Source organism: Hamadaea sp. (assembly GCF_013362815.1).
In the GTDB taxonomy this organism is placed as follows: Bacteria; Actinomycetota; Actinomycetes; order Mycobacteriales; family Micromonosporaceae; genus Hamadaea.
The window spans coordinates 38,707-55,256 of sequence record NZ_JABFVK010000049.1 but is presented as its reverse complement, the minus strand read 5'-3'; the positions used below and the strand labels follow the sequence as shown (position 1 = coordinate 55,256).

General features: G+C 69.0%; 15 protein-coding genes. 6 read left to right on the top strand and 9 right to left on the bottom strand.

Translation table 11 applies throughout. The features are described 5' to 3' along the window. The first annotated feature begins 73 nt into the window (after positions 1–73). The 3 genes from HOV77_RS22630 to HOV77_RS22620 are packed head-to-tail and all read left to right on the top strand — an operon-like array spanning position 74 to position 2,723. A complete protein-coding gene (locus tag HOV77_RS22630) occupies positions 74–733 on the top strand; it encodes a response regulator transcription factor (RefSeq protein ID WP_290864761.1) in 660 nt (219 codons plus the stop codon). Continuing rightward, complete coding sequence (locus tag HOV77_RS22625) at positions 720–1,811, top strand: HAMP domain-containing sensor histidine kinase (protein WP_290864759.1); 1,092 nt, start codon at positions 720–722, stop codon at positions 1,809–1,811. Before HOV77_RS22630 ends, HOV77_RS22625 begins: the two co-directional genes overlap by 14 nt. Before the next feature lie 39 nt (positions 1,812–1,850). Continuing rightward, on the top strand, positions 1,851–2,723 hold the full coding sequence (locus HOV77_RS22620; RefSeq protein ID WP_290864757.1) for a LysR family transcriptional regulator: 873 nt from the start codon (positions 1,851–1,853) through the stop codon (positions 2,721–2,723). Between the two features lie 6 nt (positions 2,724–2,729). Here HOV77_RS22620 and HOV77_RS22615 read toward each other — a convergent pair whose 3' ends face one another. After that, a complete protein-coding gene (locus HOV77_RS22615; RefSeq protein ID WP_290864755.1) occupies positions 2,730–4,118 on the bottom strand; it encodes a serine hydrolase domain-containing protein in 1,389 nt (462 codons plus the stop codon). Then, positions 4,115–4,372 (bottom strand): hypothetical protein, encoded by a 258-nt coding sequence (locus HOV77_RS22610; protein ID WP_290864753.1) that lies wholly within the window; start codon positions 4,370–4,372, stop codon positions 4,115–4,117. Before HOV77_RS22610 ends, HOV77_RS22615 begins: the two co-directional genes overlap by 4 nt. A 207-nt stretch (positions 4,373–4,579) precedes the next feature. On the opposite strand from HOV77_RS22610, the gene HOV77_RS22605 reads away from it, so the two are divergent. After that, positions 4,580–5,545: a MarR family transcriptional regulator gene (locus HOV77_RS22605; RefSeq protein ID WP_290864751.1), complete on the top strand. Its 966-nt coding sequence runs from the start codon at positions 4,580–4,582 to the stop codon at positions 5,543–5,545. Between the two features lie 183 nt (positions 5,546–5,728). Here HOV77_RS22605 and HOV77_RS22600 read toward each other — a convergent pair whose 3' ends face one another. From HOV77_RS22600 to HOV77_RS22585, 4 genes are all read right to left on the bottom strand, one after another. Next, positions 5,729–6,751: a LacI family DNA-binding transcriptional regulator gene (locus HOV77_RS22600; RefSeq protein WP_290864749.1), complete on the bottom strand. Its 1,023-nt coding sequence runs from the start codon at positions 6,749–6,751 to the stop codon at positions 5,729–5,731. 64 nt (positions 6,752–6,815) lie between these two features. After that, positions 6,816–8,339, bottom strand: a complete 1,524-nt coding sequence (locus HOV77_RS22595; RefSeq protein WP_290864747.1) for a glycoside hydrolase family 43 protein — start codon at positions 8,337–8,339, stop codon at positions 6,816–6,818. A 13-nt stretch (positions 8,340–8,352) separates the two neighbouring features. Continuing rightward, positions 8,353–10,020, bottom strand: coding sequence for an extracellular solute-binding protein (locus tag HOV77_RS22590; protein WP_290864745.1), 1,668 nt, complete (start codon positions 10,018–10,020; stop codon positions 8,353–8,355). Positions 10,021–10,112: 92 nt separating this feature from the next. Continuing rightward, a complete protein-coding gene (locus HOV77_RS22585; protein ID WP_290864743.1) occupies positions 10,113–11,858 on the bottom strand; it encodes a cellulose binding domain-containing protein in 1,746 nt (581 codons plus the stop codon). 301 nt (positions 11,859–12,159) lie between these two features. On the opposite strand from HOV77_RS22585, the gene HOV77_RS22580 reads away from it, so the two are divergent. Then, positions 12,160–13,131 carry a GNAT family N-acetyltransferase gene (locus HOV77_RS22580; RefSeq protein ID WP_290864741.1) on the top strand — a complete coding sequence of 324 codons (972 nt, stop codon included), beginning with the start codon at positions 12,160–12,162 and terminating at the stop codon, positions 13,129–13,131. On the opposite strand, the gene HOV77_RS22575 is transcribed toward HOV77_RS22580, so the two are convergent. The 3 genes from HOV77_RS22575 to HOV77_RS22565 are packed head-to-tail and all read right to left on the bottom strand — an operon-like array spanning position 13,085 to position 15,217. Further along, positions 13,085–13,519, bottom strand: a complete 435-nt coding sequence (locus tag HOV77_RS22575; protein ID WP_290864865.1) for an arsenate reductase ArsC — start codon at positions 13,517–13,519, stop codon at positions 13,085–13,087. The two genes, HOV77_RS22580 and HOV77_RS22575, sit on opposite strands and share 47 nt — an antisense overlap. Beyond that, positions 13,516–13,872 (bottom strand): metalloregulator ArsR/SmtB family transcription factor, encoded by a 357-nt coding sequence (locus HOV77_RS22570; protein WP_290864740.1) that lies wholly within the window; start codon positions 13,870–13,872, stop codon positions 13,516–13,518. Before HOV77_RS22570 ends, HOV77_RS22575 begins: the two co-directional genes overlap by 4 nt. Before the next feature lie 46 nt (positions 13,873–13,918). Continuing rightward, the gene (locus HOV77_RS22565) at positions 13,919–15,217 is read right to left on the bottom strand and encodes an FAD-dependent oxidoreductase (protein ID WP_290864738.1); all 1,299 of its coding nucleotides are present in this window, start codon (positions 15,215–15,217) and stop codon (positions 13,919–13,921) included. A gap of 171 nt (positions 15,218–15,388) precedes the next feature. Between HOV77_RS22565 and HOV77_RS22560 the strand changes: the two genes are divergently transcribed. Beyond that, a complete protein-coding gene (locus HOV77_RS22560) occupies positions 15,389–16,423 on the top strand; it encodes a hypothetical protein (protein WP_290864736.1) in 1,035 nt (344 codons plus the stop codon). The last annotated feature ends 127 nt before the right edge of the window (positions 16,424–16,550 follow it).

Sequence of the window (16,550 nt, the reverse complement as noted above, 5' to 3'; positions counted from 1 at the left end):
CACCGATCCGACCCGCACGCTGTCACTCAACGCTGTCACCGCCGTGTCACCTGACGGCTGTCATGCTGGGCCGATGCGCGTACTCGTCGCCGAAGACCACCGGCTGCTGGCGGAGACCATCGCCACGGGACTGCGTCGCGAGGGCATGGCCGTCGACGTTGCCACCGACGGCGGCGAAACGCTGAACCGGTTGGAGATCACCCCGTACGACGTGCTCGTCCTCGACCGAGGGCTGCCCGTCCTCTCCGGTGACGAGGTGTGCCGTCAGGTCGGCGTACGCGGTTGGCCGGTGCGGGTGCTGATGCTGACCGCCGCCGGCACGCTCGCCGATCGGGTCGGCGGGCTCGATCTCGGGGCCGACGACTACCTGACCAAGCCGTTCGACTTCCCGGAACTGGTCGCCCGCGTCCGGGCGCTCGGCCGCCGGTCGGTCGCCCCGGTTCCCCCCGTGCTCCGCGTCGCCGACGTCGAACTCGACCCCGCCCGACGCAGCGTCTCAAGGTCGGGGCAGCCGGTGACGCTCACCGCGAAGGAGTTCACGCTGCTGGCGTACTTGATGGCCCGGCCCGGCCGGGTGGTGTCCGCCGAGGAACTCCTCGACCACGTCTGGGACGAAGCGGCCAATCCGTTCACCACCACCGTCAAGACGACGCTCGGGCGGCTGCGCGCCAAACTCGGCGTACCCGGGATCATCACGACCGTCCGGGAAGGCGGCTACCGTGTCGACGCCTGACCGGCCCCGGCTGCGTACGCGGCTCGCCGTGCTCTATGCGATGTCTGCGGTGGTCCTGGGCGCGGGACCGGTGGCCATGGTCGGTCTCGGGGCGTGGTCGGGCGGGTCCACTCAGGAATTCGGCGCGCCGCCCGTCGCCGGGCCGTCCGGCAACACGGGAACCGTCCTGCTCGCCGCCACGCTCGGGCTGCTCGCCGTGGCGATCGCGGCCGGTCCGATCGGCTGGGCGCTCGCCGGGCGCGCCGTCCGGCCGCTGCGCGAGCTGACCGCCGCCGCCGGGGGAGCGGCCGCGGACAACCTGCCAGGTCACGGCCAACTCGGTCGATACCAGGAGTACGCCGAGCTGTCGGCGACTCTGGCCGGCTTGTACGCGCGGCTGGACAGTGCGTACGCCGCCCAGCGGAGGTTCGTCGCCGACGCGTCGCACGAGCTGCGTACTCCGTTGACCGTCCAACGTGCGCTGATCCAGGTCGCCCTCGCCGACCCGTACGCCGATGTGACCTCCCTGCGTGCGGTGTGCCAGGAGGTGCTCCAGTTGGGGGAGCAGCAGGAACGACTGGTCGCGGCGCTGCTCGCCTTGGCTCGAGGGCAGCAGGCCACGGTCGCCGCCCAGCCGGTGGACCTGGCTGCGCTCGCCACCGAGGCGTTGAGCGTACGCCGGACGGCGGCGGAGGCCCGGCAGCTGACCGTCCGGGCCGACCTTCACCCGCACGCGGTAGTGCCGGGCGACCCGATTCTGCTCGCCAGCTTGATCGGCAATCTGCTCGACAACGCGATCCGCCACAACGTCGACGACGGCCGGGTCGACCTCGCCGTCTCGGCTGCAGCTGGGCGTACGGTCCTCACCATCGCCAACTCCGGTCCCGTCGTTCCCGCGGACGAGGTCGCCCGAATCCTGCAGCCGTTCCAGCGTCTTGACTCGTCCTCTTCCCCAAGCAGCGGTCTAGGGCTGGCGATCGTCCGGGCCATCACGGCGGGCCACTCCGCAGGCCTTCGAGTCCAGCCGAACGCCGACGGTGGATTGACGGTCGTGGTGGCCTTTCCGTCGCCTGGGCAACGCACCTTCGACGCGGCGTAGAATTCCAGCTCGACCGCAGGTCAAGAGGCAGGAGCCGGGGTGGAGCTACGCGACATCGAGATCTTCTTGACGCTCGCGGAGGAGCTGCATTTCGGCCGTACCGCCGAGCGGTTGTTCGTCTCCCAAGCGCGCGTCAGCCAGTCGATCAAGGCGCAGGAGCGGCGGATCGGCGCGCCGCTGTTCGAGCGTACGAGCCGGGCGGTCCGGCTGACCCCGATCGGGCAGGAACTGCGTGACCGGCTTCAGCAGCCGTACAAGCAGCTCGTCGAGGGCATCGCCGAGCTGACTGCCAAGGCGAACGGTGCCCGGCGCACGCTGACGCTGGGCACGATGGGGGCGATCGCGCAGACGCTCGCCGAGCCGATCGAGGCGTTCCGCGACCGCCATCCCGGCGTCGAACTGCTGTTCAAGGAGATCCATCCGCCGGACCCGTTCGGCGCGCTGCGCGCCGGCGAGGTCGACATCGCGGTGCTGTGGCTGCCGGTGCACGAACCGGACCTCACTGTCGGCCCGGTCGTCCGGACCATCCCGGTCCTGGCGATGATGTCCGACAGCCACCCGCTCGCCGGGCGGAGCACCATCGAGCTCGAAGACCTCGCCGACTGCGTCATGCTCGGCCCGAACGGGCCGATCCCGCGCTACATGGAAGACAGCCTCGTCCCGTTCTTCACCCCGAGCGGGCGGCCGATTCCCCGCGGACAGCTGATCAGAACCTTCTCCGAAGTGCTCAGCGCGGTCACCAGCGGCACCTCGGTCGCCCTGACCCAGGCCGAAGCCGCCGAGTATTACCGCTGGCCCGGACTCGCCTACGTGCCGATCGCGGACGCCCCGCCGTCGCGCTGGGCGATGGTGTGGCGTACCTCGGAGGAGACCGACGTCATCCGCGACTTCGCCACGATCGTCGCCGGCTGAGACACCTCAATCGACTCGCGGGTGCACTCGGCAGTTGGTGTGGAGATACCGCGCTGACCTGCCGGTAGGACCGTCGGTGAAGTCGTAGAGCGCGACCGTCTGGGTGTCTTCCAGCGGGTCGCTCGGCGGCATCAGGAAATGCGTCTCGCTGATCGGCAGCAGGTCGTATCGGATGCGGTCGGGCTTGCCGAGGAACTCGGCGTGCATGGGATCGAGCACCATCGTCAGGCCCCGTCGTCCGTGTTCGGCGGAGACCTCGAACCGCGCTCCGGGCCGCTCGTAGACCCCCTCGTACCGGCTGAGGTCCAGGTCGAGCGCCGGATTCGGCTCGGGCAGGTCCGGTACGCCGTCCAGCCCGAGATTGGTCAGGATCTCGGTGAACACCTTGCGGTACAAGGTTTCCCGGGGTCCGCCGTTGGTCAGCACCACGATCGCGGTGTTCGCGTCCGGCAGCAGCCGGAGCCGGGCGTTCTGGCCGATCGTGCTGCCGTCCGTGGCGTACACGGTCTGGCCGTGCCAGTCGCACACGATGAGGCCCAGCGCCCACTCCGGCCCGAACATGTAAGGATCCGGCACGGGCACCCGCGAGGTCGTCATTTCGCGTACGCCGGCTGCCGAGAGGATGCGGGTTCCGTTCGGCGCGACCCCACCGGTGAGGAGAACGTGCGCCATCGCGAGCACTTCGACGACCGTCGACGTGATGTTCCCGCCAGGGCCGAACGCGCGCGGCAGGTAGTCCACCGGTGTGACGACAGCGCCGGAGTCCTCGGACAACACCAGATGCCCGGTGGCGGCCCGAGCCGGGTCCACCTGCTCACGGCGGCTGCTGGTGCTGGTCAGGCCCATCGGGTCGAAGAGGCGGTGGCGCATGACGTCGTCCCAGCGCTTGCCGTCGCACACCTCCAGAATCCGCGCGAGGATCGCGTACCCGAGAGCAGCGCTGTAACCGTGCGTCCGGCCCAGCGGGAAGACCTGCGGCGCGTCGGCGACGCCGTCGACCATGCGCTCGTAGACGTCGTCGTCCTCGCCGGGATCGCCGTACGCCTCCTCGATCCCGTTCGTGTGATTCAGCAGCTGACGTGGGGTGACGCGGGCGGCCACCTCGGGGTCGGCGACGGCGAAGCCGGGCAGATGGATCCGCACCGGCTCGTCGAGGTCCACCCGGCCCTCGTCCACGAGTTGCAGGAAGGCCAAGGCCGTCCAGGTCTTCGTCATCGACCCGCACTGGTAGACGGTGTCGATCGTCGCCGGTTCGCCGTTCGTCACGTCCTTCACTCCGACCGCGAACTGGGTCATTTCGCCATCCCGCAGTACGCCGATCGCAGCGCTCGGGACGGCGTACTGCGCGAGCAGGTCGGCGACCCGGGCGCGCAGCTGCGGCAAGTCGAGCGTCATCGTGGGAGCCCGACCGCGTTCGCAGCGTCCGCCTCGAAGAACTCCGTCGTCGCGTACGCACCCGCGTGGCTGTCGAAGAACTCGCGTACGCCGTCGACGGAGTCATGGGTGATCACGTTCACCGCCTTCGCCCCGTCCTTACTCGCGACCGCCAGGACCCACTTGGCTCCCTTGGGCAGCTTCGAATGCGCCTTCTTCAAGCCGCCCCAGAACTTCGCGTTGTCCGATACGGACGACACGGCCATGACATGCATCGCGAACACCTCACCAGGCGAGTGTGAATCTTTCCGAATGAGGAAAAGCTACGTTGCGTTTTCGGCAGCGTCAACGAATCGAGTCACTAAATACGCTGTTACAAGCCAATCGTTGCAACAGAATTGTGAGTGAATGCAACTCCCGGGCGACCTCGTTGCGTTGTACTGTGAGTGAACGCAAGCAGTGAGCAAGCTGAGGAGCGCCCGATGCCGGGAGGACGACTGACGCCGGAGGACCGCCGGCAGATCGCCGTCTGGCTCGCCGACGGACTCGGGTACGCCGAGATCGGCCGCCGTCTCGGCCGCCCGACCTCGACGATCAGCCGCGAAGTCGCTCGCAACGGCGTACCAGCTGATTCTCGGTCAGCGCATTATCTGGCCGAACACGCGCAGCAAGCCGCCGGCGACCGGGCGAGACGTCGCAAGCCTTCACGTGCCGATCCCGCACCTGGCGGCAGTACTGCGGGGCGTGAGTTCGTGGAGCATTTCGCCGCCTTGCTGGCTGCGACCGGACTTCCCCGCATGACCGCGCGGGTTTTCGTGGCGCTGCTGACCGCGGACGCGGGCCTGACCTCCGCCGATCTGGTCCGCGACCTGCGAGTGAGCCCGGCGTCGGTGTCGAAGGCGATCGCCTACCTGGAGTCGATGCAACTGGTGGTTCGTCAGCCGGACGCCGGCGGCCGCCGCGAGCGGTACGCGGTCGACGACGACGTGTGGCTGCGGGCGTGGCAGGCCGACACGAGCGCGCACACCGAGATCGCGACGGCGACCCGGCGTGGCATAGAGATCTTCGGCGCGGAGTCGACCGCGGGAGCGCGGCTGAAGCAGATGGGGCAGTTCTTCGGGCGGCTGAGTGAGCACATGGGCGGCAGTACGCTCGCCGAACCCGTCGTCTACGACGCGTTGACGGTGCTCGCCGCCCTGATGTACGCCGCTCGCCCGCTGACCGCGGCCGACCTCGCGAAGGCGCTCGGCTGGCCACGGAAGCGCGCGGTCGCCGCGCTCGACGCGATCGAGCAGCAGCCCGCGATCGCCGACCCGTTCGCTGTTCAGTCCACCGGCGACGTGGCACCCGCCGAGTCGCAGTACGCGCTGGTCGCGCGGTCGGATCGGCTCAGTCCCGCGCAGCAGGCGGCGCTGGCGGACGGAGCTACCGCACGAGCGCGAAAATGATCAGGAAGAGGAACGGCAGCGCGCCTTCCGGGATGGGGCGCGTGCGACGGATCCGGGGATATCGTGGCCTCCAGCGCGCGCAAAGCCGCGATATCCCGGGATAAGCGCCGGACCAAGCGGGGCCACGCGGGCCAAGCGGGTGAAGCGGACAAAGCGCGAGGGCAAGCGGGTGAAGCGGGCCAGCTATGTGCTAGCAGGAGGCGCAGTGCTTTCGCGTACGGTCAGCGTCGTCCCCAACTCCAGCCCGAGTTGAGGCATCCGTTCCCCGCGCCCCAGGGCGAGCGCCATCTCGGTGGCAGCGGCGGCCATCTCGGCCAGCGGCTGGTGAACCGTCGTGAGTGGAGGGTCAGTCAGCGCAGCCACCGGCAGGTCGTCGAAGCCGACGACGCTGAGATCCGCCGGTACGCGTAACCCCGCCGCCCGGGCGGCCTGGTACACGCCGAGGGCCTGCAGGTCGTTGCTGGCGAAGATGGCGGTCGGCCGGTCGGGCCGGTTCAGCAGGGTCTGCGCGGCGGCATACCCGCCTTCGCGGGTCAACTCGGCGTGCACGACGAAGCGCGGAACGAGCAGCCGGCCGGCGGTCTCCAACGCCGCCCGGTAGCCGTCCAGCCGAGCCCGGCAGTAGAGCTGGTCGCCCGGCCCGGCGATCATCGCGATCTCCCGATGCCCCAGCTCGATGAGGTGCCGGGTGGCCGTCCGGCCGCCGTTCCAGTTGGTGGCCCCGACGAACGGGACGTCCTCGGGCAGTTCGTTGCTCGGGTCGAAGACCACGAACGGGATGCCCTGCGCTTTGAGCTGCCCGCGTTGCTCGCCGGACAATTGAGCAACTGTGACCACACAGGACGGTCGCCGGGCCACCGCGTCGTCGATCCAGTACCGGATCGCGCCGTGGTGCGGCCCGAACTCGGTCAGCACGACGCCCATGCGATGTTCCCGGGCGACCCGCTGCACCCCGTGGATGATCTGCAGACCCCACTGGTGTTCCAGCTCGTCGAAGACCAGTTCCATGAGCTTGCTCTGGTTCGCGCCGGTGGCGGGCTTGCGATAGCCGGTCTCGCTGATCACCGCCTCGACCCGGGCCCGGGTGTCGGCGGCGACCCCCCGGCGGCCGTTGATGACCTTGGAGACGGTCGGGATCGACACCCCGGCCGACTCGGCGATGTAGGAGATGGTCACCGGCCGGGCGAGATCCTCGGCGTCGGACACGTTGCCTCCTTCCCGCGCCGGGCAGGTCCGGGTCACGGACCTGCACACGGCGCAAAGGATACTGCTACGCGGTTGGTTCGACAGGGTCAGTGATCGGGGAGTAGTCGAACCAGTCGAATCGCACGGTGCCGGCCGCGGCGTACATGCCGATCACCCGGCCGGTGAAACCTCCGGCGACCTCGGTCGAAAGGTAGCGACCGTCGAGTTCGGCCAGCACCTCGAAGCCCCCGGCAATGTTCTCGAAACCCAATCGCAGCACGTCCGGGCCGTTGCACGGACTCCAGTCCGCCGACCCGGTCGGCTGCGTGTCGACTCGCAGCGTCACCGGACCGCTCGGCACCGTCCGAGTCGCGACGGCCGAGCGTACGGAGCCGATCCGGGCGATCACGCTGACCTGTCCGTCGCCCACTTCGACCTCGTAGTGGTGCGCCTCGTCGAGGCGTACGGCCAGGCCGCCCCGGCCGTCCGCGGGATCGATCAAGGTCCGCGCGGTGCACGACGAATGCTGCTGACGGCGGCCGACGAACATCACCTCCGGGTGGTCCAGCGAGTCGCCTCGCGCGCGCAGCGTGAGCCGGCCCTCATCCAGCGACGTGTACGCCGAAGGCCGCGAGCGGATCGACAACCAGCGCGGATGCAGTACCCCGGCATCGAAGTCGTCCCGGGTCGGCGGGGTGGGAACCGGTGCAGGAGCCCAGCCGGGAGCCGTCATCCTCGGCGCGACCTCGCCGACGACCGGCCAGCCGTCGACCCAGGTCACCGGGGCGAGGAAGGTCTCGCGGCCGAGCACGTGCCAGCCCGGCGTGCCGCCGCCGGGGCGTACGCCGAGCAACACCAGCCACCACGAACCGTCCGGCCCCTCGACGAGATCGGCGTGCCCGGTGTTCTGGATCGGCCGGTGGGTGCCCCGATGGGTGAGGATCGGATTGGCCGGGCACGGTTCGAAGGGGCCCTCGGGGGAGAGTCCCCGTGCGATCGAAACGGCGTGACCGCGCTCGGTTCCGCCCTCAGCGATCATCAGGTACCAGTAGTCGCCGATCCGGTAAAGATGCGGCGCCTCCGGGGCTTGGGCGCCCGGCGTACCGGACCACAGTCGCCGGGGTTCGCCGATCACCTTCCCGCTCACCGGATCGAGCTCCACTTGAGACACCCCGGCGGTGGTGCAGAAACACCGGCCCTGCTCGTCCCAGACCAGATCGGGATCGATCCCGGCGACGTCCGGCAACGGCGTCGGCTCCGACCACGGCCCGGCCGGGTCGGTGGCGGTGACGATGAGGTTGCCGATCCCGACGTTGGTCGTGATCAGCCAGAACCGGCCGTCGTGGTGGCGCAGCGTCGGTGCGTACACCCCGGCCGACGACGGCATGGTGGCAGGCAGGACGAGCTGGCTCGGCCGGTCGAGGGCGTTGCCGATCTGCTCCCAATGCACGAGGTCGCGGCTGTGGAACACCGGTACGCCGGGGAAGTACTCGAAGCTCGAACAGGCCAGGTAGTAGTCGTCGCCGACGCGGCAGACGCTGGGATCGGGGTGGAACCCGGCGATGACCGGGTTCGCGAAGGCGTCGTCGGGCCAAGCGGTTGAGCTCACGTGCGGGTTCCCCTCACTGTCCGGTGCCGTACTTCGTGCGGATGTCCTCGTAGAACTTGCGGACGTCGTCGCCGCCCTGTTTGCGCCACGCGGCGACGGCCGACTTATAGTCGTCGATCGTCTTCCGCCCGGCTCGGACGTCCTTGATCATGTCCTCGACCTGCTGGCCGATCGAGGCGTACTGGGCGGGCTCGGTCACGTTCATCGCGAAGAACATCGGGCGGACGGCGTACTTGACCGCGTCAGCCTGCCAGGCGGCGTAGTCCCGCACGACCTGGGTGTAGCCGTTCTTGACCAGCGAGACCTGCGGGCCGCTGACGAGGAACTGGTAGCTGGCCGCGACGTCCTTCGAGCCCTGCTGGGTCAGCACCGGATTGCCGTCGGTCATCGTGTGGTCGACCCCGGCCGCGCCGAAGTTGACCAGCAGATACTCTTTCGACCCGTAGGGTGCCGCAACGAAGTTCGCGATCGCCAGGCATTCGCGGATCTGCTTGTCCGACAACTTCTTGTTCAAGTAACTGAACCAGCCCGCGCCCGCGCCGAGCTGGATCTGCGGTTTGCCACCGACGGCGCTGAACACCTTGAAAAACTGACGGCTGTACGCGGGGTTGGCAACGGTCCCGCCCTTGTGATCGTCGCCGTCCATCGCGCCGGTGCCGCCCCCGCCGATGGCGACCTTGCCGCTCCAGAACCGCTGCTGACCGTTTCCGGTGTTGCCGGCCAGCGCGTCCGGATGCACGTATCCGGCCTTGGCGAGCTTGGCGGCGAACGAGATCGCCTCGATGATGCCCTCGGTCTCGTACTGGTGCACCAACTTGCCGCTCGGATCGGCGTTCCAAGTGCTGACCACGCCGTACGGGAACAGCAGGTACGGCCACAGTTCGTCGAACGCCCAGCGCCCAGCGTCGGCGTCGGTCAGCTGCTTGCCCGCGGCGAAGAGGTCGTCGGCGGACTTGATCTCCGGCGAGACCCCGGCCGCGGCCAGGAGATCCTTGCGGTAGAACAGGTACCCCGGGAAGCTGTTGGGCGACGAGAACGACGGCAGCCCGTAGAGCTTGCCGTTCCATACCCCGGCCTGCCAGGCGGCGGACGGGATGTTGGCCAGGTTCGGATACTGCGCGACGTTGTCGCCCGACAGATACGGGGTCAGGTCGGCGAACTGCGCGACCGCGCTGCCCAGGTTGAGCTTCTGATTGGCCCACGTAGGGATCTGGATCCAGTCGGGCAGCTTGCTCGCGGCGAACAGCGCGGGCAGGGTGTCGACGTAGGTGTTGCCGTCGGCGGGCTGCATGTTCAGCGTAGCACCCAACGCCGAGTTGACCGCGTCGTAGTAGGTGTTCCCACTCGATGGCGGAATCGCTCCCCACAACGGCGTACGAGTTGAATAGACGCCGCCTGATCCCGGCGGAGCGGCGACGGTCTGAGCGGGATTGACCGGATAGCTCAGGAAAGCCGGATCGGACGCGGCGCCGTTGGCGCCCGTGACGCTGGGGATGTCCGGTGTGACCGAGGAGCTGGGCAGGTACTTGGGCAGCACCCGCTTGAGCTCGTCCGCGCCGGTGGTGCCCGGGCCGTTGGTCTTGCCGCCCGAGCTGCAGGCGGTCAGGCCGCCGGTGGCGAGCGAACCGGCCGCCGCCGCAGCAGCGGTGAGCACGGCGCGCCTTGAGAGTCGCGGTGTCATGGGAAAACCAGCCTTTGAAGAGTGAGGGAGTGGGGTGCCGGTGGCAGCCCGACCAGACCCAGGCCGGGCCGCCACCGGCGGTTCGGGCGGGCTCAGCCCGCAGCGCAGACCGAGCCGTTGAGACTGAAGCTCGCCGGGCTCGCGTCGTTGCTGGTCCACGTGCCGGTGAAGCCGAACGACTGAGTGCCGCCCGGCGGGATCGTCGCGTTGTAGGAGGCGTCGACGGCGCTGACCGCCGCGCCGGACTGGGTGACGGTGGCGTTCCACGCGTTGCCGACGCGGGTGTCGCCGGGGAACGTGAAGGTGAGCCGCCAGCCGTTGACCGCAGTCGCGCCCGTGTTGGTGATCGTCACGTTCGCGACCAGGCCGCCGGGCCACTCGCTCGACTTCGCGTACGCCACGCGGCACCCGCCGCCGCCCTGACTCGAGCTCGGGCTGGCACTTGGGCTCCCCGAACCGGGCCGCAGCCGCACCACGACGATCGAGTACGCCGGAACAGTCTGCATACCAGCGGTCCCCGCCGAAGCCGACCCGATGGTGCTGGCGTTCTTCAGGTACGAATAGACGGTGGGACTACCCGCCGCCGCAGTGAACCCGTTGTACGACAACCCGACGGTCACGTCGTTGCTTGGATCCTTGTTGATCAGCATGACCGACAGGTCGCCGTTGGCTCGTTTGACCGCGTGCGCCGAGAGCAGCGCCGACGAGCTGGTCGCCGAGACGAGCGCGTCGCCCGGGGTGAACAACTTGGTCATCATCTGGATGCCGTAGTACGGCGCGAACGGCGTGTTGGCCCCCGGTTCGCAGGACGCCCCGCTGGAGACCAATCCGCCGTCGTTGTAGTCGGTCGCGCCTTGGATCGTGGTGACCTTGCTGCAATCGGTGCCGTTGCGCAGGTTCCACCAGTCGAACGTGAAAGCCCCGTTCTCCAGCCAGGTCAGGTAGGTGTCGGGGGCGTAGAGCCCGGCGGGCGAGGTGTCGACGGCGTACTGCGAGTTGCCCTCGGTCACCGCGATGCCGACGTTCGGCGCGTTAGCACCGGCGTACTGGGTGATCAGCGAATGCAGCGTGCTCATCATGGCCGGGATCTCGGCCTGCGGCTTGCCGAGCAGCTCAGCCTCGGTGGTGCTGTACGGGTAGTGGTGCACGATGACGTAGTCGATCCGCGGCCCGGCGATGGACAGCACCGTGTGGTTCCAGTCCATCGTGTCGCCCGGTCCGACGATCCCGTCCGGCCAGCCGCCCGGCGTGGTCAGCACCGCGCCGATCTTGATCGTCGGGTCGACCGCCTTCATTGCGGTCACGAACTGCAGCAGATTCGTCGCGTACGCGGACGGGCTCTTGTCGGCGTGATTGTCGGTCTCCCACGTCGCGCCGTAGTGGCCGTTGCCGTAGAGCTCGTTGCCGATCTCCCAGTACTTGATGCCGTAGCCCTTGGTGACGTTGGCGTAGCGCACCCAGTCCGCGGCTTCCTGAGGAGTGCCCGAGCCGTAGTTCGCGGTGATGATCGGCTGTGCTCCGGCCGCCTTCACGGTGGCCACGTACTTGTCGAACTCGGTGTTCGGCGCGACATAACCGCCACCCTCGACGGTATGCGTCTGCCAGTGGTAGCCGTCCGCGTACCCGCCGCCGGGGTAGCGCACGAGCTTCGTCCCGGCGTTGGCCAGCAGTTGCGTTGTCTCCGGATCGTTCATCCGGCCGTCCCACACCGCGACGTTCATGCCGACGGCCTCGGTGGGGACGGTGGCCAGCCGGTGACCGGCGTCGATAGAGACCGTGGCGGCCGTGGCGGCGGCTGCGGGCAGGGTGATCGCAGCGGCAGCGCCGGCCGCGACCAATGCGACCGCTAGTGCGGCCGCGAGCGGGCTTGTGTTCGTGGAAGGGGACCTTCGGTTCGTGGAATGGGACCCTCTGTTCGGAGATGAGGACATTGCGCCTCCAGACGAGAAATGGGCGTTTCTCGATCTCGGGCCGGACACGGCGATGTGTCCAATTTAGGTTTAATGCCTGGAAACTTTCTCGACATTGGCCCGATAGTTTCTGGAGACTAGTGTCGCGGCAGTGCGCCGTCAACGTCTACTTCAGACGGTCGCGCCCAAATCCATGGCGGAGTGGGGCCGCCGAACTTACGCTGCCCTCATGTCTTCCGGAAGCGCGGCCACGGCCATGTCGCCCTTCGACCTGACCGCCGGAACCGACGCCGACTGGGCTCAGATCTACCGCCTCTACGCAGGTCATCGCCTTCGGGCCGCGCCGGCCGAGGCCATCTCGGCCGAGCCGGACTACCGCTCGAAGCTCAGCCATCTCCCGCCGTCGGCGCGGCCCGCCGCGTGGGTCCATCGTGGACCCTCCGGCGAGATCGCCGCCTTCGCCTGGGCGGTCATCCACTCCGCGAGCACCGTCTGGATCTCCGACCTGGTGGTCGCACCAGAGCATCGTCGCCAGGGTCACGGCCGCGCGTTGATCACGAACATCCAGGGATACGCCGAAAGCAGCGGATGCCGTTCCATAGCCGGTTCGGTGCTGACCGACGCCGGTCGCGCGTTCGTCGCCGCACTGGGCGGGCGCGAGTCGAATCGCAGCCGCCGAAGCGTCTGGCATCCGCCGCTGGACCCGACGCTACGCCGGGACCTGCCCGACGGTTACCACCTGCGGTCGTGGATCGGGCCGACGCCGGAGGAGCTGCTCGACTCGTTCGTCCTCGCCCGGGAAGCGATCAACGACGCGCCCCGCGACTCCGACATCGACAGTGAAGTGTGGACGGCGCAACGCGTGCGCGAGGTGGAGCGAGCGGCCGCCGACCGCGGCATCGAGCTGCGAATCTCCGCCGCCGTCACGTCCGACGGAACCGTGGCCGGGTTCACCGACCTCCGCGTCACGCGTACGCAAGCCCACGTCGACGACACCGCAGTGCTTGCGGCGCACCGGAATCGCGGCCTAGCTCAAGCCGTGAAGTACGAGTCGCTACGTCTGCTCGCCGAGGAACGCCCCGAGGTGACCACCGTGTCGACCAGCAACGACACGACCAACGCGGCGATGATCGCCGTGAACACGAAGCTCGGCTTCACCGAGACGGCGGTGTGGACGCACGTCCTCCTGCCAGTTCGCTGACGAGCCTCTCGACGCGTACGCGAATCTCGTCCCGGATGGCGCGGACGGCGTCGAGGCCCTGCCCGGCCGGGTCGGCCAGCTCCCAGTCCTCGTGGCGCCGGCCGGGGAAGGCCGGGCAGACGTCGCCGCAGCCCATTGTGATCACGACGTCGGAGGCCTCGGCGTCCTCCATGGTGAGGATCTTGGGCCGCTGATCGGTGATGTCGACGCCGACCTCCGCCATCGCCTGCACGGCGACGGGATTGATCTGGTCGGCCGGAACGGAACCGGCCGACCGAACCTCGACGGCGTCACCGGCGAGCTCACGTAGGAAGCCCGCAGCCATCTGCGACCGCCCGGCGTTGTGTACGCACACGAACAGGACACTGCGCACCGGCCGGCTCCTCAGGCGACGTTCAACAGGGCGGACAACGCGCCGAGACGTGCCCGGTCGGCGCGGTAGTAGACCCAGGTTCCCCGGCGCTCGGAGGTGACGAGGCCGGCCTCCCGCAGCGTCTTGAGATGGTGCGAGATCGTCGGCCCGGACAGCTCGAACGCCGGAGTCAGGTCGCAGACGCAGATCTCGCCGCCGTCGGCCGACGCGATCATCGACATCAGCTGCAGCCGGACCGGGTCGCCGAGCGCCTTGAACGCCGGAGCGAGGTCGGCGGCGTCCGTCGCGTCGACGGTCTGCGCCACGAGCGGTACGCAGCACGGACCGTCATCGGCCTTCTCGAGCAGGGGAAGCAGCTGTTTCGACACGTCTCTAGTTTGACAGATGTCGAACGTAGCTGCCAGCCGGGCTCGCTCAGCCGCAGCAGGATCCACCGGACGCCGTCCCGCCGACCGCGACCAACGGCAGCGCCCTTGGATGCCGGCTCGCCTCGGTGTCATCCCTGGCACCGCATACGCCGGTTTCGGGCAACTCCAGGTGGATGTCCCGGGCGGCCGCCCAGTCCCCGGCGATGGCTGCCACGACGGAGCGAGCCTGCTCGTACCCGGTCGCGAGGAGGAATGTCGGTGCCCGCCCGTAGGACTTCGCGCCGACGACGTAGAACCCGGGCTCGGGATGAGTGAGCTCGTCCACGCCGTGCGGTGGAACGGTGCCGCACGAGTGCTTGTTCGGGTCGATCAGCGGAGCCAGCGCCCGCGTCGAACCGAGGATCGGGTCCAGATCCAACCGGAGCTCGGTCGCCACCGTGTGGTCGGGGCGGGCGCCGGTGGCGTTCACGATCACCGCGGCGTCGACCTTGCGCCCGTCTGCCGAGACGATGCCCTGGTCGGTGACCTCGGTCAGGAGGAATCCGGTGTGGACGGTGATCTTCCCGGCGGCGACCAGCGCCCGGAGCCGGGAACCGATCGCACCCCGGGCGGGCAGCGCATCCGCCTCGCCGCCCCCGTACGCGCGATCGGGGTTGGGCGCGCGCAACAGCCACTGCACGACAGTGCCCGGCGCTGTCTCGGCCAGTTCGGTCAGCGCCAGCAGAGTACCCGTGGCGGAGTGCCCGGCCCCCACGACGGCGACCGGCTTCCCGGCGAACTGCGTACGCAGTCGGCCGAGCACGTCCGGCATGCCGTCGAATATCCGTCCGGCGGCGTACGCGCCGGCCTCACCATGGGCGATGATTCCGTTTCCGCCCAACGGGTTCGGCGTACGCCAGGTCCCCGAGGCGTCGACCACCGCCGAGGCGGTCAGCTCACTCCCGTCGGCGAGCCGGAGAACGAACGGCGAGCCGTCCCGGCCGGCGGTGCGTACCTTGTCGAAGCCCAGACGCGCGATGTCGGTGACGGCCGCGCCGAGCCGCAGATTCGGCGCGATCGCCGGATGGGCGGCGAGCGGAGCGAGGTATTCGGCGATCAGCTCGCCGCCGGTGGGCAGCCGGTCGGGGTCCGGCGGAGCCCATCCAGTGCTGTCGAGCAGCGCCCTTGCTGCGGTATCGGTGTCGAAGCGCCACGGGGAGAACAGCCGCACATGCGACCACTCGGCGATGGACGCCGCGGCGGAGTCGCCCGCCTCCAAGACGACGAAGTCCAGTCCTCGGGTTGCGAGCTGGGCGGCAGCGGCCAGGCCGACGGGGCCGGCTCCGATCACGGCGGTGAAGGTCATGCTGTTTAGAGTGCCGCCTAATTAGGCAGATGTCAAATCACCGGATATCCGGTGGCGTATCCCGGCTCGACGGGGCACCATGGCCGTATGACTACTTCTGGCAGCTCCGTGGACGTTTACGTCGGCCTGTGATCACCCGTCGACGTATCCGCTGGAGTGCCAGGAGAGACATTGGAGACCAGAGAGACATCCGCCGAACCCGCCCTGGAGATCTCGTGTGACGAGTCCGGCTGGGAAGGCAGCAATTTCGCCGCCGCCAACTCGGACGTCATCGCGTACGCGAGCGTCCGCCTGCCGATCGAAGCGGCCGAGGAGTGCATCCGGCTACTGCGCGGCCGCTCCGAGTGGCATCGGCACGAGTTCAAGGCCGGGCACCTGATCCGCAACACCGACGGCGCGGGCCTCGCCGCGTTCCTCGGTCCGGACGGTCCCGTCCACGGCCGGGCCCGGGTCCACTTGACCCACAAGTCCTGTTTCATCATCCTTCGCGTGCTCGACATCTTCCTCGGAGACTTCGCCGACACCGTGAGCCTGGGTCTACGCCCCGACCCACGGCTGGCGAGCGCAGCCGCCGAACTGTGCCGCACCGGCCGCGAGGTGTTCGGCCCAGAACGGTGGCGCGCCTTCTTGGCCGCCATCAACCTGGTACTACGGGAGAACCGCCACCCGAAGGTGCACGCCCCAGTCGACGCCTTCTTCGATCAGGTCGACGCGCTGCGGCCACTCGCCGGCGACGGCTGGATCGGCGAACTGTTCGACGAGCTGCGAAACGCGCGAGGCGACGGCTACACCGCTCGCATCCGTCTGCTGGACAACCACGTCCTGCAGCCGGTGCTGGAGCCGCTGCTCCCAGCGCTCGCTCGCACGGTGCTCCATTGGAGCGCCGGTACGCAGCCGATCGCAATCGTCCACGACGAGCAGTCGGCGCTGACCGAGAAACGGATTCAGCGACTGGAACAGGTCTTGGCCGAACCACCGCTGGAGCTGATCAGCCGCCCCATCCAGGGACCTTTCCTGCGCTTCCGTCAGACGGATTCGCGGATCGAGCCCCGGGTGCAGGTGGCCGACGTCCTCGCCGGAGTCACCCGGAAGATCATGTCCGGTGGCGCGGTGGCGGCCAGCCATCCCGGGCTGACCGACTTGCTCGAGCCCTACCTGGAGCCAGCCTCGTGCTGGTGCGGTTGGGCAACCGACCCCGCCCTCTAGTACGCCGGAGAAAGCGCGGCCTCAACTGAGCCGTGGTGGCGGCACCCGGCTGCTGAACGGGTGCCGCCATCGCTCACGTCGGGGCTCATTGGTGATCGGCGGCCTCGGCCGCAGGCGACCAAGGTAC

Excerpts from the sequence above, each read along its gene's own strand:
- HOV77_RS22630 (WP_290864761.1), top strand. The coding sequence starts at position 74 with ATGCGCGTACTCGTCGCCGAAGACCACCGGCTGCTGGCGGAGACCATC.
- HOV77_RS22615 (WP_290864755.1), bottom strand. The coding sequence starts at position 4,118 with ATGACGCTCGACTTGCCGCAGCTGCGCGCCCGGGTCGCCGACCTGCTC.
- HOV77_RS22610 (WP_290864753.1), bottom strand. The coding sequence starts at position 4,372 with ATGCATGTCATGGCCGTGTCGTCCGTATCGGACAACGCGAAGTTCTGG.
- HOV77_RS22605 (WP_290864751.1), top strand. The coding sequence starts at position 4,580 with ATGCCGGGAGGACGACTGACGCCGGAGGACCGCCGGCAGATCGCCGTC.
- HOV77_RS22590 (WP_290864745.1), bottom strand. The coding sequence starts at position 10,020 with ATGACACCGCGACTCTCAAGGCGCGCCGTGCTCACCGCTGCTGCGGCG.
- HOV77_RS22580 (WP_290864741.1), top strand. The coding sequence starts at position 12,160 with ATGTCTTCCGGAAGCGCGGCCACGGCCATGTCGCCCTTCGACCTGACC.
- HOV77_RS22565 (WP_290864738.1), bottom strand. The coding sequence starts at position 15,217 with ATGACCTTCACCGCCGTGATCGGAGCCGGCCCCGTCGGCCTGGCCGCT.